Here is an 18,604-nt window from a genome sequence, read left to right as displayed (position 1 = left end):
CTGTCATGCCGAAAAAACAAAATTGGGGAGGCAAGCGAAACAGCAGAGCTTTGAAAATCGTCATAGCTCTGGCCATGATCGTTTCAGCATCCCTGTTTATCTCATTTACCGAATCCAACATTCTCGGTGCAGTGAAAAATGGAGGCCTTACTGTGGTCTCTTTTTTCCAGAAAGGTGTGACATCCCTGGCCGGAGGGGTCAGAAGCCAGATCAATGCCATCAGTGAGCTGCGGGAATTACAGAACGCATACGATGAAGCTCTCGCTCTATTAAACGAATACACGGGAGTGGAGAGGTATGTCGCGGAACTGAAAAGAGAGAATGAGATTCTCAGAGAGCAACTTGATTTTTCGGGGAATCTTGAAACGCGGCATATCCCATGCGAAATCATAAGCAACGACCCGGAAAACTTTTTCGCCTCTTTCGTAATCAATAAGGGTTCCAAGGATGGAATCGCCAGAAATATGGCCGTTACGGCTTATCAGGACGGAATATACGGCCTTGTGGGAAAGGTTATCAATGTGGGTCTTTCCTCTTCTTTGATTATGCCTCTTTTCGACAGCACAAGTTTCATTTCCGCCCGGTTGCAGGGTAGCCGCTACGAAGGTCTGATCGAAGGAACCGGCGGTTCGGGTGATTACGTTCTTATGAAGTATGTTACAAAATCCGCAAGAAGTGAAATCGCGCTTGGAGATATGATCATAACTTCAGGCATGAAGACGGTATTTCCGAAAGGTCTGAATATAGGACGGGTCTCGGAAATATATTCCGATGATTATGCGACGTCATTGAGAATCGAACTTAAACCGGTCATCGATTTTTCCAAGCTTGAATATGTGTTTGTAATAACCGGACAGGAAAATGATTAAAAGACTTTTAATAAGCTCGGCTTTTTTATTCGGGATAATCATTATTCAATCTACCCTGTTCCGCTATATCGCCATATATGAGGTTATTCCCAACCTGTATCTGATCTATCTTGTTTTTACATCTTTTTACAATGGCGGACTCCACGGGACTGTTTGCGGATTTGCAACGGGGCTGGTAGAAGATGCCGTCAGTATTTCCCCTCTGGGGTTCCACAGTATCATCAAGACTATAATCGGCTCAGTTTACAGTTCTTTCAACGGATTGGTTATCCTGGACCGCATTGTTATGCCAATGGCTTTTGTTCTCATTGCTACAGTTCTGAATCGACTCCTGGCTTTCGGTGTTATTTCGCTGTTTAATCTATCGGTACCTGTACACAGTGTTTTTTCCCGTTTTTTTCTTATTGAAATCGTTTACAATACGATTTTGACGCCTCCTGTTTTTTTTATAGCTCATAAAATCAAGGATCGCCTTGACGGGAGGCGCGGCTTATGAAGGGATTTATGGGCAGCGGTGCCGGTTCCAACGTAAACCGGTTCCGTCTCATCGGCGTTGGAGTTCTCTTCGCCTCAATTTTCCTGGCTTATCTGATTCATCTGTTTTCCATGCAGGTTATCAATACCCTTTTTTATCAGAAACAGGCGCGGGACGTAAGTAAGCGTTCCGATATCATACCAGCCCAGAGAGGGAGAATTTACGACAGAAACTACGATTATCCTCTGGCAATGAATGTCGATTCCTTCGCTCTGGCGCTGACACCTGCTGAAGTGGAAGGCATATCCATAGAGGAAATGATTGAGCGGATCAGTTCGATCATAAATGTCTCGGCATCTGAACTGATGCGTAAAGTTCCCCGCAGTTCCTCCAACCGGTATCAGGCCGTTGAAATTGTCTCCGGTGTGTCCTTTGATAACGTCGCTTATATTGCCGAGCATATAGATGAGTTTCCCGGTATTTCCTGGACCAGCAAGCCTTTGCGATGGTATAACGAAACGGGATCCATCTCACATGTACTGGGGTATATCGGCGGGATTACGACATCTGAGTTACAGGTTCTCTACAATGAGGGGTATTCCTATGATTCCGTCCTCGGGAAAAGCGGGATTGAGAAGCAGTACGACCGCATTCTCAGAGGAACAGACGGCCGCCGAATCAAAACAGTCGATGTCAAAGGGCGGAATACAGACCAGGCTGATTCGATAGAGCCACCCGAGAATGGAATGAATCTCAGGTTGACCATAGACCGGAATATCCAGCTGCTCGCGGAAAAAGCTCTGGGAAAGAGAAAGGGTTCGGTTGTTGTTCTGCAACCGTCTACGGGAGAGGTTCTGGCTCTTGTGTCTTATCCCTACTTTAATCCCAATCTCTTTTCGCTTCCGGGACCGACTAACTTCGGTGTTTTAAGCCTCGACCCGGACTTTCCTTTTTTAAACAGGGCTATTCAGTCCCAGTATCCTCCCGCATCTACTTTCAAGCTGGTTTTATCTGCAGCGCTGCTCGATCTTGATGCCGTTGATCCGGAAAAAACTGTCACTTGCGAAGGAGAAATCACAATAGGGAACAGGACCACATACTGTCATAAGAAAAGTGGTCACGGCCCCGTGAATCTTAAAGAAGCCCTCGCGGAATCCTGCAATATTTATTTCGGGACGATGGGTATGGAAGTTCTCGGAATAGACAACATCGCCACCTATGCCCAGTACCTGGGATTGGCGGCGGCAACGGAAATTGATCTGCCGGGAGAAGTCTCGGGGAATATTCCGACGAAAGCCTGGAAACAGAGTGTCTATAACAATTCATGGCAGTTGGGAGATACTTACAACGCAGCTATCGGCCAGGGGTTCGTGACGTCGACACCTCTTCAGGTCGCCAATGAAATCGCCATGATAGTCAATAACGGCATTGCCTACAAACCGCATATTCTCAAAGAGGTCATTGATCCTCTATCGGGTGAAGTATTGGAGAGAATGGAGCCGGAAGTTCTCAGGACATCGCCGATCCGTTACGAAACCTTTCAGACTCTTAAAGAAAATATGCGGGGCGTTATTACCGACGGGACATCTAATGTTGTCATCCTCAACAAGCAGGTGGAAATCGCCGGTAAAACGGGAACGGGAGAAGTCGGTTCTGACGAAAACTGGCACTCTTGGTTCGCATCATACGGACCTTATGATACGGATAATCCTGAAGAAAGAGTTGTCGTTCTCACTATGGTTGAAGCGACTAACGATTGGGAATGGTGGGCGCCGAAAGCGGCGGATATCATATATGAAGGGATATTCGGCAACAAGACCTATGAAGAAGTTGTCCGTGATTTCCGGAAAAGACGTGTCTGGTATTCCTGGGACGCTCACTTGGAGGAGGATGATAATGGCGGGGAATAGAGATATTCTGAAATTTGATGTTATCCTTTTTGCCACGACACTGGCCTTAATGCTGATAGGCATCTTTTTTATCTATTCCAGCGGAGTGAACTCTTCCGGTGTCAGCGTCTCCAACGAATGGATAAAACAGATAATCTGGGTCGTTTCCAGTCTGGCAATTATTATCTTCTTTTCATTATATGATTATGCCAGGTTCAAGATGGTTTCCTTTTACATCTATCTCGTTATGGTTATCCTGCTCCTTTTCACACTTTTCTTCGGCCGGTATGTCAACGGAGCCCGTTCCTGGCTGGGAGTCGGTCCTTTCGGCATACAGCCCGCAGAGTTCTCTAAAATCGCGGTAATTTTTTATCTGGGAGCCTTTCTCGATAATAATTACAAAACCATACATACGCTTAAAAAATTCATTCAGGCATTGGTTATTATTGCCATACCGATGCTTCTGACTCTCGCGCAGCCGGATTTCGGTTCAGCAATCGTCAATGTGCCGATATTTCTCGTCATGTTATTTCTCGCAGGTGCACGGCTCAAACATATTATCTATCTGGTCATTACCGGTTCTCTCATTATCTATTTCACAGTTCTTCCCGCCTGGAGCGAATATATCATCCAGGAGGAAGTTATGCTCGTCAAGGTTTTTACCGAAATGGCCACGATGAAGTATGTTCTCATAGCTCTGATTGTAATAATGGCTCTGGCGGGAGCGGGACAGCTTTTATTCAGAGCTGGATATTACTACTGGATTATCTATTTTTCCTCTTCTTTTTTCATTTCTCTACTCGGCGCAATGGGCGGGAGAATGGTTCTCAAGGGATATCAGATCATGAGACTGATTATTTTTATCGATCCACAGGTCGATCCCCAGGGGGCGGGATGGAATATGATTCAGTCTATAACTGCCGTAGGAGCGGGCGGTCTCTGGGGCAGAGGGTTCCTTCAGGGAACCCAGTCTCATCTCCGCTATCTACCTCAGCAGAGCAGCGACTTTATCTTTTCCATTTTTTCCGAAGAAGCGGGTTTCGTCGGTGCAATTGTCGTGTTCTCACTTTATATATTAATGCTCGTACGCAGTTTGATCATCATTGATAGATCCAATGACCGCTTCGGAGTCGTTCTGGGCGGCGGTATCGTGGGCATGATATTCTTTCATGTTATTATAAATACCGGCATGGCTATCGGGGTTATGCCTATTACGGGAATTCCTTTGTTCTTTCTCTCGTACGGGGGGTCTTCCCTGTGGACTGCTTCGATGGGAATCGGTATTCTACTTAGTATTTACCAGAGACGATACAGGAATTAAATATGAAAAAAATAAATCCTTCCGGCGAATTAAGACGGGAACTATTATCCGTTATGAAGCCCGGGAGATATGTGGGCGGCGAATACGGAAGCCGTTTTTATGATGAGGATCAACCCCTCAAAGTGGCCATTTGTTTTCCCGATCTCTATGAAATCGGAATGTCTAACAACGCGATAAAAATCCTTTACAATCACTTTAACAATATAGAGGGGGTTCAATGCGAGCGGGTATTCGCTCCGGCTCCCGATTTTGAGGAAATCCTGAGAGACAAAGATATTCCCCTTTACTCTCTTGAAACGGGTATTCCTCTGAAAGATTTTGATATTATTGGATTTTCCATCGGCTATGAATTGTCTGCGACCAATGTGCTGACCGTTCTCGAGCTGGGAAAGATTCCTTTGAAAGTCAACGAAAGAGATGAGGACAGTCCGCTTATCATCGCGGGCGGGCCGGCCGTGACGAATCCCTTACCCTTTGCTCCCTTTCTCGATGCAGTGTTTATCGGTGAAGGTGAGCATCAGATCGCTTCGCTTTTTCCCCGCCTTGTGGAAATTAAAAAAAAGGGCGGAAGCCGTTCCGATCTTTTCGAAGCCCTACGCTCTGATGCTTCTGTCTGGACAGAAGGAAAATCTGATGTGGTTTCCCGGGCTGTCTGGGGAGACTTCGGAAGGGATTATGACAAGGGAAGCATGCTTCCCGTACCAACTGTTGATACGGTTCAGGACCATGGCGTCATAGAAATCATGCGCGGATGCCCCAATGGCTGCCGTTTCTGCCATGCCGGGTATTTTTACAGACCGCTTCGGCAGAAAGATTATAAAACCATTGTCGAAGAAGCAGAGCATATTATTGACAAATGCGGATATAGAAAAATTACGCTCTCCTCCCTCTCCTCGGGAGATTATAAAAACCTGCTCCCCCTGGTGAGGAACCTGAATGAGCGATTTAAAGATCGAGGAGTGTCTTTTCAGCTTCCCTCGCTGCGTGTGAACTCCGTGACTTTACCTTTGCTCGCAGAGATATCCGAAGTGAGAAAAAGCAGTCTTACTTTTGCCGTGGAAACACCTCGCGAGGATTGGCAGAGAGGGATGAATAAAGAAGTTCCCCTCGACAGGATTGTCTCCATTCTCAAAGAAGCGAAAGAGCAGGGATGGAAGCAGGCGAAATTCTATTTTATGATCGGACTTCCCACCGCCTCGGGTGAAGATGAGATTCAGCCCATAATTGATTTTCTGACAAATCTTCAGGATCAGGTAAAAATGCGCTTCAATGTCAATGTGGGGACTTTTATACCGAAACCGCATACTCCTTTTCAGTGGGGGGCTCAATTCACTGATGAGTTTGCCATGGAGCAGATCAGAAGGTTGCGGGACGGGTTGAAAGGCCGGAATATTAAACTCGGTTTTCATTCTCCTTTTGTCTCTTTTGTAGAGGGGATTCTGGCCCGGGGAGACCGCCGCGCCGGAGATTTGATTGAAGCCGCCTGGGCAAAAGGTGCCCGCCTTGATGCCTGGGATGAGTATTTTAAAAGAGATCTCTGGAAAGAAGTGATTGATGAAGCAGATTGGGATGTCGAGAAAGAAATCTGCTCACCGCTTGATCCCGAATCCGAGCTTCCCTGGGATACCATCTCTATGGGCGTCGGCAAGGAGCAGTTCAAAAAAGAATACAACAGAGCCATGAGTTATGATCTTACTGATTCCTGTGACAATCCCTGCCGGGACTATTGCGGTGTCTGCTCAAAAGATCAGAAGGTGCGATATCCTGAAGGATTTGACTTTCTTTCGGAACCCATTCCTCCAGCTCGGGAGAAAGGTCCGGTCAGGCGGATTATCCTCAAATTCAGAAAATTCGGTCCTGCGATTTTTCTAGGCCACCTCAATGTTATGCATATGTTTGAAATGGCTTTTCAACGTGCCGGTATCCTGATGAACTTTACACAGGGATTCAACCCGAAACCAAAAATGGAATTCCCTCATCCTCTGACTCTGGGTATCAGTTCGGAGGGCGAAGTCATGGGAGTTGAAATCCATTACGATGGAGAGGAACTCTCAGATCTGGTATCCAGGCTGAATCAGGTTCTCCCCGCGGGATTCGAGTTTACCGACTGTCAGCTGCTGCCGGTTCCCGATGAAGGGAGGAAATATAAATCCCTCATGGCGCAATACTGGGGGAGTTTATACAGATTGAACACGGCAGAATCGAATATTTCACCTGTTGAGCTCTATGAGAAGCTTAAAGAACAAGCTGAAGTGCAGAATGTTGCAGATGATTACCGTTTTGAAATGAATGGCGATTCAATTGAGCTCCTTTCTCAAATGAATAACAAAAAAATGAATAATATCATCCGTCTGCTGGAGCTGATTCTGGGAGAAAATCCTCTCAAAGAGGGGGTTGAGCTGACCAGGCTGAAGCTTTACAAAAAAGAAAAAGAGGGGAAATCCTTATTCCTGTGAAATCTCTGTCGGGCGGGAGAGAAGTTCTCCCGCTTTCTTAAAGGGATAGAATAATTTATCTTTAAAATAACGACCTTTAAAACCGGATATGAGAGCTCTGTACTCTCTTTCCCATTGTTCCACTACAGAGGGGAGAAAATGCTCTTTCACATTTTCAAGGGTTTTATTTTTCATAGATGACAACTTTTCCTCTGACCCGAGGATTGTCAGGAAGGCTCTGGCCATTGCTTCCGTATCACCTTTTTCAACAATAATTCCACTCTGCCCGTTTTCAATCATTCCGGGGACGCCTCTCGCATCAACCCCCACACAAACACAACCGTTGACCTGGGCTTCGAGTATCGTCATCGGCTGATTTTCCGTTTCCGAAGCTGTGGCAAAAACTTCGCAGGCGCCATAGATCCCGCTGACGACAAGTTCGTCATGAGGAATGGCTCCGGTGAGTATAATACGGCTTTTATAGGGCGACCTGTCGATCATCTCTTTAATATCATCCATCTGCGGTCCGTGTCCGACAATCATGATTTTCATATCCCCGTCGATCTCCGCCGCTTTAAAAAAAGCAGTGAGCAGGATATCGATGCTCTTCTCATGGGCGATTCTGCCGACATAGAGAATGGTTTTACCTTCTAGTCCGTATGTCTTCCGAACTTCGTCAGATCGGCTGTTATCAAAAATCGCCGGATCGATACCGTTCGATATTGTTTTCATCAAGGGAGGATTACATCCGTTTTCCTTAAGTTCCACAATGGTGCTCTGAGACGGCGCTGTTGTCAGATCCGTCCGATTGTAAAACTGATTTGAATAAAACCAGGAGATATTCTGCAACAGAACAGTTGGTTTGAATAATTTCCAATGTTTTATATAACGGGGATCGGAAATGAATGTATGATAAGTGCCAACAAGCGGCGTATTGAGAAGTCTGGCCATATTTATGGCCATAATTCCCAGCCCTATCGGGGTTTCAAAATGGATTACATCAATGTCTGCATCCTTAAGAACTTTATAGGTTTTCAAACTGATGATTTTAGCCCAGCGGAAATCCTCATAAAATGACGCTTTTACGGACGATATGCGCAAAATCGTGATGCCGGGATAGGAGAATTCCTCGAAATCCTTATCAACTTTAGGAGCAACGATGTATATTTTATGACCCTTGTCCGCCAATGAACGGGCCAGGTTGATCAGTGAAGAGACAACGCCATTTATCTGTGGGTAAAAAGTATCGGAGAAATAGGCAATTTTCAGAATATTCTTAGCTTCTTTTTCACTTTTCAACAGTTTACTCCTTCACTTCAACTACTCAAGTAATAGCACAAAAAGAGATTATTGTGCAAAAAAAAGGAGAAAAGTGAATGAAATCTATTGACTTCCCGCAAGTTAATTCATATAATTAATCCATAACCCGCATAAACGGGTAGATGGGTAGTTCAGGTTAACATAACCTGAAGAATTTCAATTGGGCAACTGCCATGGAGGAAATATAATGGCTGACAACTGGATTGAACTGATGGATATGGCTAATAGCAAGCATGAAACAATTCTGGAAGAGATGCGGGAATTGAGAACATATAAAGGTGTTACGGGTAAATCTGAAAAAAAAAGCCCTGTAGCTAATTTCGTACTGGGCGGTCTTGGAAAAGCTTTTTCCCTGATCGGAAACTCGCTGCAGGAACACTATGGGAATGAAGATTTCCACCGCCGCAACAAGTTGAAGAAGGTTTCATAGATTTGTCCTTTCTTCCGCCCCCTTTACCGGGGGCGGTTCTTTTTTCACTGTTGACATGTTCTGTCTTATCTCAGATTATATTTTCATGAAAAAAATTATAAATCCTTTCGTTGATCTGAAACAGTCTACTGGATACAGCTGTTTCGGCTGTTCCCCTTCCAATAATAATGGGTTGAAAATGGAATTCCTCGAGGAGGGGGATGAGATTGTATCCCATTGGAACCCGGACAGAAAGTTCGAGGGTTTTCTCAATATTCTCCATGGCGGAATTCAGGCTACTCTGATCGATGAAATTGCCAGCTGGGTTGTATTTGTCAAATTAAAAACCGGCGGTTTCACATCGGAGCTTCAGGTCAGGTATCTGAAGTCTGTAATGATAGATAAAGGGCGCATTACGCTGAGAGCATCCATTAAGGAGATGGAGAAAAACATTGCCCATGTTCAGGTTTCTCTTTATGACGGTGAAGAAAATCTCTGTAGCGAAGGAGTGGCCAGTTATTTCACATTGCCTGAGAAAATTGCTGTTGCCAAGATGAATTATCCCGGAATAGATAGTTTTTACGAGTAATTTTCCCTTATTTTCTTTACAGCAGAAAAGTGTGGATGTAAAATACATAAGTGCTTATGCAAAAATGGGGTGATTATGGGATTTTATGAGGAAACGGGAATACTGATACTCGGAACCAGATTGAAAAGATTAAGTGAACGTTTTCTATCTGAAGTCGGAAAAATATATGAAAAACTTGATATCAGCTTCGAGCCCGCATGGTTTCCCCTGTTTTTTCTGCTCCATAAAAAAGGCTCTCTCTCTGTAACTGAAATTGCCGATGAACTCAATGTTTCCCAGCCCGGGGCGAGTCAGATTGTCTCTCTTTTGAATCGCAAAGGGCTTGTCGCAATGGAAGCTGACAGTTTTGACAGGCGGAGAAAAATTGTTAGTTTCACAAGTGAAGGCGAGGAGCTGCTCTCAGAACTCATTCCCGTGTGGAAAACTCTGGAATCGAGTATGTTTGAACTGTTTCACGATGGAAGCGAAGGATTTGATGTCGTCAGAAGCTTTAATCAGCTGGAACAGAAATTAAACAAATTCAGTTTCGGCGATTCTGTATTGGATAAATTAAAAATGTAATAGCAAGGAGAGTTCTTGAATGAAAGAATTCCATTATGGTGAGGATCTCCTCAGTCCAGGTCTGGCTCTCGAGCTGGCCGGAGGAAAGATCCGCGGTGTCATCTCTGAGAAAGCTGAAGCCCGGATCAGAAAATGCAGTGATGACGTTCAGACAATCGTAAATAGCCGGAAAATCGTCTACGGGGTGAATACGGGATTCGGACCCCTTTGCACGACGATCATTTCAGAAGAAGATACAAAGACTCTTCAATATAATATTTTAAAAAGCCATAGCGTGGGTATGGGCGATGATGTCGATGAGGAAATATCTGCTCTTATGCTGGTCCTGAAAATGCACGCTCTGTCAAAAGGGTATTCGGGAATCCAGATGGAAACTCTGGAACGGATAAACTGGCATATAGAGAACAGGGCTTTCCCGGTTGTTCCCTCTCAGGGATCTGTCGGAGCTTCGGGGGATCTCGCGCCTCTGGCTCATCTTTTTCTGCCTCTTATCGGTTTGGGAAAAGTCCATTATAAAGGTGAGATCATTACCGGAGCCGAGTTGTTCGAGAGAGAAAATCTCAGTCCTGTCCTTCTGGGGCCGAAAGAAGGCCTGGCGCTTATCAACGGAACCCAGTTTATTGCCGCTCATGCGGTCAAAGCGCTTCAGAGGATGAAAAATATCCTCGACTGCGCCGATATTATCGGGGCCATGTCTCTTGAAGCTCTTTTAGGTTCGGCCAAGCCATTCCAGAAGGAGCTCCATCAGATCCGTCCCTATGAGGGAACCATTTATGTGGCTGACCGTCTTGAACATATGCTTCGCGGCTCGGAGATACTTAAATCCCACGAACATTGCGAAAGGGTTCAGGACCCTTATTCTATCCGTTGCATGCCGCAGGTGCACGGCGCTTCGCGAAATGCCTGGAAGCATCTGAAAGAACAGCTGACGACGGAACTGAACTCCGTTACCGATAATCCCATCATCCTCAATCCGGAAGAGACCATCAGCGGTGGAAATTTCCACGGCCAGCCTATGGCGCTTCCTCTTGATTACTCGACGCTGGCATCAAGCGAGCTGGGTAATATCTCCGACAGAAGAACTTATCTGCTACTGGAAGGGACAACCGAGGGTCTGCCCAAACTGCTAATGGAGCATACGGGCATAAACTCGGGTTTTATGATACCCCAGTATACATCCGCAGCTCTGGTTACGGAAAACAAAAGTCTCTGTTTTCCGCCCAGCGCCGACAGCGTTCCGACTTCTCTCGGACAGGAAGACCATGTGAGCATGGGGTCTATCAGCGGACGGAGAGTCAACGAAGTTATCACCAATGTTGAAAAGATACTGGCTGTCGAGCTTGTTTGCGCCGCTCAGGCTTTCGATTACAGGAGACCTCTGAAATCAGCTCCTGTGCTGGAAAGCTGTCATCATGCCGTCAGGGAAGTGATAGACCATGCGGAAGTCGACAGAGTATTTGCCCACGATCTGGAGGCTGCTAGAAAAATTATTGCCAGCGGAAAGCTTGTGGAAACGGCTGAAAAAGCATCGGAAGATTTCGAGATAGATATCCATGGAGGAAATAATGAATTATTCGGACTTTATTGAAAAATATGCCAAACATCCTGAGTATAAAGCTCCCAGAGGACCGGAACTTCACGCAAAAAGCTGGCAGACTGAAGCTGTCCTGCGTATGTTTCTCAACAACCTGGACAGGGAAGTTGCGGAAAAGCCGGAAGATCTGGTCGTATACGGCGGAACCGGACAGGCGGCCAGAACTCCGGAAGATGCGAAGAAAATCATTAAACATCTCCTGGAACTGGAAGAGGATGAAAGCCTTCTCGTACAATCGGGAAAAGCCGTCGGCATTGTCAGAACCCACGATGAAGCGCCCCGGGTGCTTATTGCGAACAGTAACCTTGTTCCTCACTGGGCTAACTGGGACCATTTCAATCAGCTGAAAGATGCGGGATTGATGATGTACGGCCAGATGACCGCTGGGAGCTGGATTTACATAGGAACGCAGGGAATCCTTCAGGGGACTTATGAAACTTTCGCCTCCTGCGGCGCCAAGTATTTCGGGGGAGACCTGAAAGGAAGGCTGCTTGTCACAGGGGGAGCCGGTGGAATGGGCGGCGCCCAGCCCCTCGCCGCGACAATGGCGGGAGCGGTTTGTATCTGCGCTGATGTCGATCCCGAAAGAATAAAGAAAAGACTTGATACGCGCTATGTCGATAAAATGACTGACTCTTATGAAGAAGCCGTGAAATGGGCTCTTGAAGCGAAAGAGAAGGGTGAAGCCCTTTCTATCGGGCTTGTCAGCGATGTCGGAGACATGCTGGAAAGGCTTATCGCCGATAATATCACTCCCGATGTTCTGACAGACCAGACTTCGGCGCACGATCCGGTAAACGGATATATTCCCAACGGATTGTCTCTGGCCGAGGCAGATGCTCTGCGGTCATCGGATCCCTCCGAATACCGCATACGGTCGATTAAAAGTATGGCTCGTCACGTGGGCTATATGCTTGAACTGCAGAAGCGGGGAGCCAGAACATTTGATTACGGGAATAATCTGAGAGAGTTTGCGAGAGAGGGGGGAGAGGCTGATGCTTTTGATTTCCCGGGATTTGTGCCCGCTTACATCAGACCTCTGTTCTGTGAGGGTAAAGGCCCCTTCCGCTGGGTGGCTTTGTCGGGCGATCCTGCCGATATCAAAGCGACCGATGATGCGCTGAGAGAAGCTTTCCCCGAAAACAAACATCTCATCAACTGGCTCGATCAGGCGGAGGAGAAAGTGGCCTGGCAGGGGCTTCCAAGCCGAATCTGCTGGCTTGGTCTGGGAGAGCGGGAGAAAGCCGGTCTAATTTTCAATGAACTTGTAAGAAGCGGAAAAGTGAAAGGGCCGATTGTTATCGGAAGAGATCATCTGGATTGCGGATCCGTTGCGTCTCCCCATAGGGAAACGGAAGGTATGAAAGACGGGTCGGATGCTGTTTCTGACTGGCCTCTGCTCAATCTAATGTCCAATACCAGCGGAGGTGCCACCTGGGTTTCCTTCCATCACGGAGGCGGTGTGGGTATAGGATACTCCCAGCACGCGGGTATGGTTATTGTAGCAGACGGTACGGAAAGGGCAGATCGATGCTTGAAACGGGTGCTTTATAACGATCCGGCAATGGGTATTTTCCGCCATGCCGATGCGGGGTACGATCTGGCTCTGCAAACAGCGGAATCGCAGGGCGTTAAAAGGTGATGACGCTTATCGGACCTTTTTCTCAGCTTCTGACATTGGACGGGATTCCACTGAAAGGGGCTGTGTCCGATTCTCAGCTGCAAATAATTCGCGACGGAGCGCTGGTGGTTGAAGGTGACCGGATTTCGGCAGTCGGAGCCTACGATGAGCTTAAAAGAGACTACCCTTCGGCGGCGGTTCAAACTATCGAAGGCGATGCGGTCTGCCTTCCCGGCCTGATTGATGTACACACACATATCTGCTGGGGCGGATCGAGAGCCGGGGATTATGCTTCGAGAATAGCCGGAAAAACCTATCTTGAAATTGCCGAAGAGGGTGGCGGAATCAATGTCTCTGTCCGAGGCACAAGGAAAGCTTCTTCCGGAGAACTGTTTGAGGGATTGCGGAAACGGGCTCTCAGGCATCTGAGAGAAGGCGTTACGACTTGCGAGGTCAAAAGCGGTTACGGTCTTGACCGGGAAAGTGAACTGAAAGTTCTCCGGGTAATTGGCAGGGCTGATGGGGAACTTCCGATAGATTTGATACCCACAGCTTTATCGGCCCACATCAGGCCTTTTGATTTTGATGGAACCGATAGAGAGTATATCGATTATGTCCTTCATGAGATTCTGCCCGATGTGAAAAAAGAGAATCTCGCCGATAGGGCCGATATCTTTATCGACCGGGGGGCTTTTTCAAAAGATGATGGCGCCTATTTTCTGAGGCAGGCTTCCGATATGGGGTTTAAGCTGACCGTACATGCCGACCAGTTTTCTTCCGGCACCAGTTCAATTGCTGTTTCCGCCCATGCTCTCAGCGCAGATCATCTCGAGAGCATAAGCGAAGAGGATATTGATCTCCTCGCGGCTTCAACAACAGTCGCTGTCGCTCTGCCAGGCTGTTCAATCGGTTTGGGAATGAATTATGCGCCGGCCCGCAAACTTCTCGATAAAGGGGCTTCGCTGGCAATCTCGACTGACTGGAATCCCGGTTCTGCGCCTATGGGCGATCTGCTGATGCAGGCATCGCTAATCAGCGCAGCGGAAAAGCTGTCAAGCGCGGAGACTTTTGCCGCAATCACCTGCCGCGCCGCAGCCGCTCTGGATCTTGGAGACAGAGGCATCCTCAAAGAAGGTCTGCTTGCTGATTTTATTATGTTCCCGACAGATGATTACAGAGAAATCCTATACAATCAGGGGAAAATCAAGCCTTCTGCCATCTGGAAAAAAGGGGTAAAGGTGTGACATACTGCTGACAGTATGGAGCCCGTAATTATCTTTAAACTTGTACTCCCCTTTCTCTTTGCTCTCATAATTATTCCGCTTGTTATCCGCTTCTTTATAGGAAAGCTTATAATCCGCAGAATCAGGCTGAAACACCTTCAAAAGCTTCGTCAGGATTTTCCCGAAAAGGGGGAAGAGAGGGAAGCTTTCGCTGTTTTTGAAGAATTTCTGAAAAAAAAGATTCAAACACCATTTGTCAGTTCCAATCATATACGGGACGATTTCAGGACCATTCTTCTTATTGCGCAGACAGCTTACAGCAGGGAAAAAAACGATAAGCTGAAATTTTCCTTCTCTTTATCGGATCTCATAAAATGCTCTTTTCTTCTTATGAATGATCTGGAGGAATTGTGGAAAGGGAACAGACGAGTCGAAAGATTATCCAGAACCCGAATATCCTGGTTTCTACGGGTTAACAGAATAGGGGAATACTACGGGCTCATATACAGAAAAATCCCTTTTCTCAGGGTCTTCAGAAAGGGGCGCGTTACGGGAAAGATCATCAGGCTGCTTTTTATTCCCCTCATAGGTCTCCCTTCCATTTTTATCAGTATGGGCGCTTCACTTTTTTCCCTCTTTTTTACAGAATTAATCTGGCGCCATTATTATTCCCTCATACTCACGAAAAGCTTCTATTACATTATGGTTCTCTACGGCGGAAGGAATGCGATTCTCGAAAAGAAACTCGAGTCATTCTCCCGTGATAGAATCCGCACAGAGGCAGCGGAAATCGAAAAACTAATTGATCCGGAAAACAGCATATACCGTTCAGCCCTATTTGAAGAGGCTTATCTGATTTATCAGCAATATCTCGAAAAATACGGAATCAGTCCTGAAAAAGATCTTGATTTTAACGGTGTTGAATACCGGTTCAATAAAAAAAGAAACTTCATGAAACGGCTTCTGCAGATACCGGTCCGTACCGCCGGTCAGTACAATCCGGCCGCCCCGAAAGGTGTATCCGACAGGCAGCAGCTTTATCATATGTTTCTAGCCATCGCCGGACCCTACAGCAGAAGCAAAAACTTCTATCACCGATTGAGACTTGTCGATCTGTTTGATTCTTTTTACATGATATCTCTCCTGGCTTACAGCAGGATTCTTTTCGGCACTTTTCTACTCGACAATATTTCCCTCGATTTTCTCATAACGGCAAAGAATATTGGAGATGAACTGGCGGGAGAATGGTTTTCAACGCGTTTTCCCCGTTTCAGAGAGAGTTACCGTACATACAAATTGTACAGAAAAAGCCGGATTCTCTATAAAGCTCTGCGCCGGGGAAATGCCGCGGGACTGATTTTATCAGTCAGCGGTCCACTGGCTATGGAAAGCGTCAGAACGGTTATCAGAGATTATATATATAAACGGACCGGTAGAATGACTCTTTATTGTTTTGAGTCCAATCATTTAAATAAAAAGAGATTATTCGAGATTAATATCATCAAAAAGGATAAGGACCTCTCCCAGTCTTGATTTCGTTTCATCGTCAGGTGGTACGAGCTGGCTGAAGGAGTTGCGCGTGATTGTACGGTCGACTTCAGCGTCGATTATCCGGAGAGTCGGATCGCCAAGAATTATCATCCCGAGGAACCATTCGTCATCGCTCCTGCCGAAATAATTATACCATGATTTATAGGCATTTCCCCAGCTGCTGCCGGCTGTGAGCGTCCGATGGAATTCCAGAGGATAGTAATTGCCCCCGACTTTCGTAGATCCCGTAACGGCCAGGCCTGTATCGGTTCCGTTAAGATAAGCCATAGCCAGATTGGCCTGGGTAAATCGGGCACCTTTGCAATTGAACATATTAATAAAACGCCCTTTTGTATTGTACTGCTCAATCTCACTGTAACGGAAAGTGCTGTAGGATGAGCCGTCGCTGATATAAAGGGACGTGGGTGTCGCATGTATCCACTGGTAGACATAATCAGCCCCCTCATAGGCGACGTTATAAAGATAATCGTCCTTGAGTGTTTCCGCAGCCTTCTCTCTGATTCGTACCGACTCGTACATACGATCCAGGCCGAAAGAGGAACCGCGGTAAGTGTCGAACCAGTCTTCATCTTTGAAAATGAAAGCGCCGCCCAGATAGGAGTAATTACCTGTGCGGTAATTGTGCAGTTTGGAGAAATAGGAAATGAGTTCCCGGTTATCGCCTGTTATCCTTGAGACATAGTGGGTTATTTCCAGAGGGCTGTGATCGTCATATTTACCATCATCATCGCTGTCAGTCCAGACCGCATCGAGATCCATATAGTAAAGATCCACGGGAAACTCTTCCAGTTTTCCGAAAGCGTTCTGTTCATACCACACCGCCGGCAGATCCCCGACAAAAAAAGAACCGCTGATCGAATCTCCCCGGTCTGATATCATAGCGCGCAATGAAGCGGGATCGCCGCTGGAGGGAAATGTCCGAATTTCAACAGAACCGCCTTCGGCACTGATATCCCGGGCATACTGGTTAAGCGAATCTTCAAGTTCGGCGAATCGGGATTGTTCTATGACAAGCAGTATTTCCGACGGGCTTGTATCCGCCGGAAGAGGATCGAGCATCATGACTGAACAACCGGACAACGGCAGAAGCATGATAAAGATTAAAAAGGAATAAAATCTGTATCCCATATTTAAATTGTAAAACCTGCTTATCGATTTTCAAGTCATTCCCATATCATATTTGATAATTGGATTTCATTATGTTAAAATCAAACTGAAAAGGGGTTGTCATTATGAGAAAGCCACTCAGTATTGTTCTTATTTCAGTTCTGTTTCTCATTTCACCTGTTGCGATTCTCGTTTTTAATGCCGCATTAAGCATGGTTCCTCTGGTCGGTTACGGCAGTATTCTCAGCCGACTCCCTTTATATGACATCATAATCCTGGTTCTGTATCCGGTTTGTGCCCTGTCCATCTGGATGGTGAAAAAGTGGGGCTGGTGGGTTCTCATTTCTTCAGCCCTCATAATGATTCTATATAATATAGCGGCTCTTTTTTTTAATCCCTTCGCTTCGGCCCTCCTTGTTCTGGCCATGAACGGGGCCCTGTTTTTCGTAGCGCTTCTTTTTTTCCGCCGTCATCTTATCGCGCCTTATTTTCATCCCCGTCTGCGATGGTGGGAGCAGGATCAGCGCTATGAGATCGATATATATTTGAAATTTCTGGGAATGGACCGTAATGTTATCATTTCCGATATTTCCCGGGGAGGCTGTTATCTCTTTGCCGATTTTCTGATTGATGTCGGGGTCGAAGTTCCCGTACTTATCGTCTGCGGCAGTTTTCATATATCTCTCCATGCCAGAGTTATGCGCATAGCCAGGGAAACCGAGAAATACTACGGATACGGGCTGATGTTCTTAAAAGTTGATGATGTACAGAAGGAGGGGCTCGACCATCTTATTGAGAGGCTCAGGGAAGCCGCATCTTTCGATAACGATGGAGGGGAAGGAGATGAAAGACGATCGAGCCGGCGTTTTATCATGTCCTTTGATCTGGCCCTGGAATGGGGGGGACATTCTCAGCCCGTGAAGCTTTCCGATATCTCGAAAAGCGGTTGCGCAGTCGGAACCAATATGGTTCTTGATACGGGCACCAGGTGCCGTCTGCATTTTATCGTGAATCAGGTTTCTCATTCCGTAGGCTGTCATGTCGTGTGGAAAAGAAAAAACGGTGATATGTATTTATACGGGCTTCAGTTTTCAAGCCTTTCGAGAGAAGACAGAGCATCAATGAAGAAACTGATAAAATCGGTACGGAAACTCGGAGGAAAGAAACGGGAACTCCATATAGACGATTACTATCGAATGTGTGAGGAAGAAGCCGAGGATACTCCCTACCGATTAATCAGCAAGCTCAAGAAAATTACCTGACAGCTATGGTTTCGATTTCAACCAATGCATCAAGAGGAAGGGCTCCTACCTGAAACGCCGCTCTGGCCGGGGGATTTTCTTTATAATAACGACCGTATACCTCATTCATCGCTTTGAAATCACCGATGTCCTTGAGAAGCACTGTGGACTTAACCACATTAGCAAGACTTAAGCCCGAAGCTTCCAGAATCGCCTGAATGTTTTTTAGAACACGGTCGGTCTGTTCGGCAATACCTCCATCGACCATTTTCCCTGTTGTCGGGTCGAGCGGAATCTGGCCGGATATATAAATGGTTCCATTTGCTTCAACAGCCTGCGAATAGGGGCCGATTGCAGCGGGCGCCTCATCTGTGGATATAATTTTCTTCATAGTCACGT

16 protein-coding genes are annotated in these 18,604 nt (G+C 46.4%); 13 read left to right on the top strand and 3 right to left on the bottom strand.

The genetic code is table 11. The features are described 5' to 3' along the window. Positions 1–5: 5 nt before the first annotated feature. Genes mreC through HNR50_RS03630 form a run of 5 tightly spaced genes read left to right on the top strand, consistent with a single transcriptional unit; the run spans position 6 to position 7,010 of the window. On the top strand, positions 6–869 hold the full coding sequence (mreC, locus tag HNR50_RS03650) for a rod shape-determining protein MreC (RefSeq protein ID WP_184743873.1): 864 nt from the start codon (positions 6–8) through the stop codon (positions 867–869). Beyond that, positions 862–1,365, top strand: coding sequence for a rod shape-determining protein MreD (gene mreD / locus HNR50_RS03645; protein ID WP_184743869.1), 504 nt, complete (start codon positions 862–864; stop codon positions 1,363–1,365). Before mreC ends, mreD begins: the two co-directional genes overlap by 8 nt. Further along, the gene (gene mrdA / locus HNR50_RS03640) at positions 1,362–3,254 is read left to right on the top strand and encodes a penicillin-binding protein 2 (RefSeq protein ID WP_184743866.1); all 1,893 of its coding nucleotides are present in this window, start codon (positions 1,362–1,364) and stop codon (positions 3,252–3,254) included. Before mreD ends, mrdA begins: the two co-directional genes overlap by 4 nt. Next, a complete protein-coding gene (gene rodA / locus HNR50_RS03635; protein ID WP_184743863.1) occupies positions 3,241–4,554 on the top strand; it encodes a rod shape-determining protein RodA in 1,314 nt (437 codons plus the stop codon). The genes mrdA and rodA overlap by 14 nt, the downstream gene beginning before the upstream one ends. Before the next feature lie 2 nt (positions 4,555–4,556). Next, positions 4,557–7,010: a TIGR03936 family radical SAM-associated protein gene (locus HNR50_RS03630; protein WP_184743860.1), complete on the top strand. Its 2,454-nt coding sequence runs from the start codon at positions 4,557–4,559 to the stop codon at positions 7,008–7,010. Here the strand turns inward: HNR50_RS03630 and HNR50_RS03625 are convergent. Next, positions 6,999–8,288 carry a glycosyltransferase gene (locus tag HNR50_RS03625; RefSeq protein ID WP_184743857.1) on the bottom strand — a complete coding sequence of 430 codons (1,290 nt, stop codon included), beginning with the start codon at positions 8,286–8,288 and terminating at the stop codon, positions 6,999–7,001. The two genes, HNR50_RS03630 and HNR50_RS03625, sit on opposite strands and share 12 nt — an antisense overlap. Positions 8,289–8,496: 208 nt before the next feature. Here HNR50_RS03625 and HNR50_RS03620 point away from each other — a divergent pair, with 208 nt between their 5' ends. The 7 genes from HNR50_RS03620 (at position 8,497) to HNR50_RS03590 (ending at position 15,839) form a co-directional block, all read left to right on the top strand. Further along, the gene (locus tag HNR50_RS03620) at positions 8,497–8,739 is read left to right on the top strand and encodes a hypothetical protein (protein ID WP_184743855.1); all 243 of its coding nucleotides are present in this window, start codon (positions 8,497–8,499) and stop codon (positions 8,737–8,739) included. A gap of 85 nt (positions 8,740–8,824) precedes the next feature. Then, the gene (locus HNR50_RS03615) at positions 8,825–9,307 is read left to right on the top strand and encodes a PaaI family thioesterase (RefSeq protein WP_184743853.1); all 483 of its coding nucleotides are present in this window, start codon (positions 8,825–8,827) and stop codon (positions 9,305–9,307) included. A 75-nt stretch (positions 9,308–9,382) separates the two neighbouring features. Further along, positions 9,383–9,868: a MarR family winged helix-turn-helix transcriptional regulator gene (locus tag HNR50_RS03610; RefSeq protein WP_184743851.1), complete on the top strand. Its 486-nt coding sequence runs from the start codon at positions 9,383–9,385 to the stop codon at positions 9,866–9,868. A 19-nt stretch (positions 9,869–9,887) separates the two neighbouring features. Further along, the gene (gene hutH, locus HNR50_RS03605; RefSeq protein WP_184743849.1) at positions 9,888–11,456 is read left to right on the top strand and encodes a histidine ammonia-lyase; all 1,569 of its coding nucleotides are present in this window, start codon (positions 9,888–9,890) and stop codon (positions 11,454–11,456) included. After that, positions 11,434–13,104, top strand: coding sequence for a urocanate hydratase (hutU, locus tag HNR50_RS03600; protein WP_184743848.1), 1,671 nt, complete (start codon positions 11,434–11,436; stop codon positions 13,102–13,104). The genes hutH and hutU overlap by 23 nt, the downstream gene beginning before the upstream one ends. Beyond that, the gene (gene hutI, locus HNR50_RS03595; RefSeq protein ID WP_184744469.1) at positions 13,104–14,327 is read left to right on the top strand and encodes an imidazolonepropionase; all 1,224 of its coding nucleotides are present in this window, start codon (positions 13,104–13,106) and stop codon (positions 14,325–14,327) included. The genes hutU and hutI overlap by 1 nt, the downstream gene beginning before the upstream one ends. A 15-nt stretch (positions 14,328–14,342) precedes the next feature. Further along, entirely contained in the window at positions 14,343–15,839 is a 1,497-nt protein-coding gene (locus HNR50_RS03590) for a hypothetical protein (RefSeq protein ID WP_184743846.1), read from the top strand. Here the strand turns inward: HNR50_RS03590 and HNR50_RS03585 are convergent. Further along, positions 15,789–16,985, bottom strand: a complete 1,197-nt coding sequence (locus HNR50_RS03585; protein ID WP_184743844.1) for a hypothetical protein — start codon at positions 16,983–16,985, stop codon at positions 15,789–15,791. The genes HNR50_RS03590 and HNR50_RS03585 overlap by 51 nt on opposite strands. Before the next feature lie 104 nt (positions 16,986–17,089). On the opposite strand from HNR50_RS03585, the gene HNR50_RS03580 reads away from it, so the two are divergent. Further along, positions 17,090–18,226, top strand: coding sequence for a PilZ domain-containing protein (locus tag HNR50_RS03580; RefSeq protein WP_184743842.1), 1,137 nt, complete (start codon positions 17,090–17,092; stop codon positions 18,224–18,226). Here the strand turns inward: HNR50_RS03580 and HNR50_RS03575 are convergent. Continuing rightward, a complete protein-coding gene (locus HNR50_RS03575; protein ID WP_184743840.1) occupies positions 18,219–18,596 on the bottom strand; it encodes a RidA family protein in 378 nt (125 codons plus the stop codon). The genes HNR50_RS03580 and HNR50_RS03575 overlap by 8 nt on opposite strands. Positions 18,597–18,604: the final 8 nt, after the last annotated feature.

This window comes from Spirochaeta isovalerica, assembly GCF_014207565.1.
Lineage (GTDB): Bacteria > Spirochaetota > Spirochaetia > DSM-2461 > DSM-2461 > Spirochaeta_F > Spirochaeta_F isovalerica.
The sequence above is the reverse complement of the archived record's forward strand: the minus strand, read 5'-3'. Positions and strand labels throughout refer to the sequence as shown.

Coding starts and splice junctions, on each gene's coding strand:
- HNR50_RS03620 (WP_184743855.1), top strand. CDS start 8,497: ATGGCTGACAACTGGATTGAACTGATGGATATGGCTAATAGCAAGCAT.
- hutI (WP_184744469.1), top strand. CDS start 13,104: ATGACGCTTATCGGACCTTTTTCTCAGCTTCTGACATTGGACGGGATT.
- HNR50_RS03615 (WP_184743853.1), top strand. CDS start 8,825: ATGAAAAAAATTATAAATCCTTTCGTTGATCTGAAACAGTCTACTGGA.
- mrdA (WP_184743866.1), top strand. CDS start 1,362: ATGAAGGGATTTATGGGCAGCGGTGCCGGTTCCAACGTAAACCGGTTC.
- HNR50_RS03575 (WP_184743840.1), bottom strand. CDS start 18,596: ATGAAGAAAATTATATCCACAGATGAGGCGCCCGCTGCAATCGGCCCC.
- hutH (WP_184743849.1), top strand. CDS start 9,888: ATGAAAGAATTCCATTATGGTGAGGATCTCCTCAGTCCAGGTCTGGCT.
- rodA (WP_184743863.1), top strand. CDS start 3,241: ATGGCGGGGAATAGAGATATTCTGAAATTTGATGTTATCCTTTTTGCC.
- HNR50_RS03590 (WP_184743846.1), top strand. CDS start 14,343: ATGGAGCCCGTAATTATCTTTAAACTTGTACTCCCCTTTCTCTTTGCT.
- hutU (WP_184743848.1), top strand. CDS start 11,434: ATGAATTATTCGGACTTTATTGAAAAATATGCCAAACATCCTGAGTAT.
- HNR50_RS03585 (WP_184743844.1), bottom strand. CDS start 16,985: ATGGGATACAGATTTTATTCCTTTTTAATCTTTATCATGCTTCTGCCG.
- mreC (WP_184743873.1), top strand. CDS start 6: ATGCCGAAAAAACAAAATTGGGGAGGCAAGCGAAACAGCAGAGCTTTG.
- HNR50_RS03610 (WP_184743851.1), top strand. CDS start 9,383: ATGGGATTTTATGAGGAAACGGGAATACTGATACTCGGAACCAGATTG.
- mreD (WP_184743869.1), top strand. CDS start 862: ATGATTAAAAGACTTTTAATAAGCTCGGCTTTTTTATTCGGGATAATC.
- HNR50_RS03630 (WP_184743860.1), top strand. CDS start 4,557: ATGAAAAAAATAAATCCTTCCGGCGAATTAAGACGGGAACTATTATCC.
- HNR50_RS03580 (WP_184743842.1), top strand. CDS start 17,090: ATGAGAAAGCCACTCAGTATTGTTCTTATTTCAGTTCTGTTTCTCATT.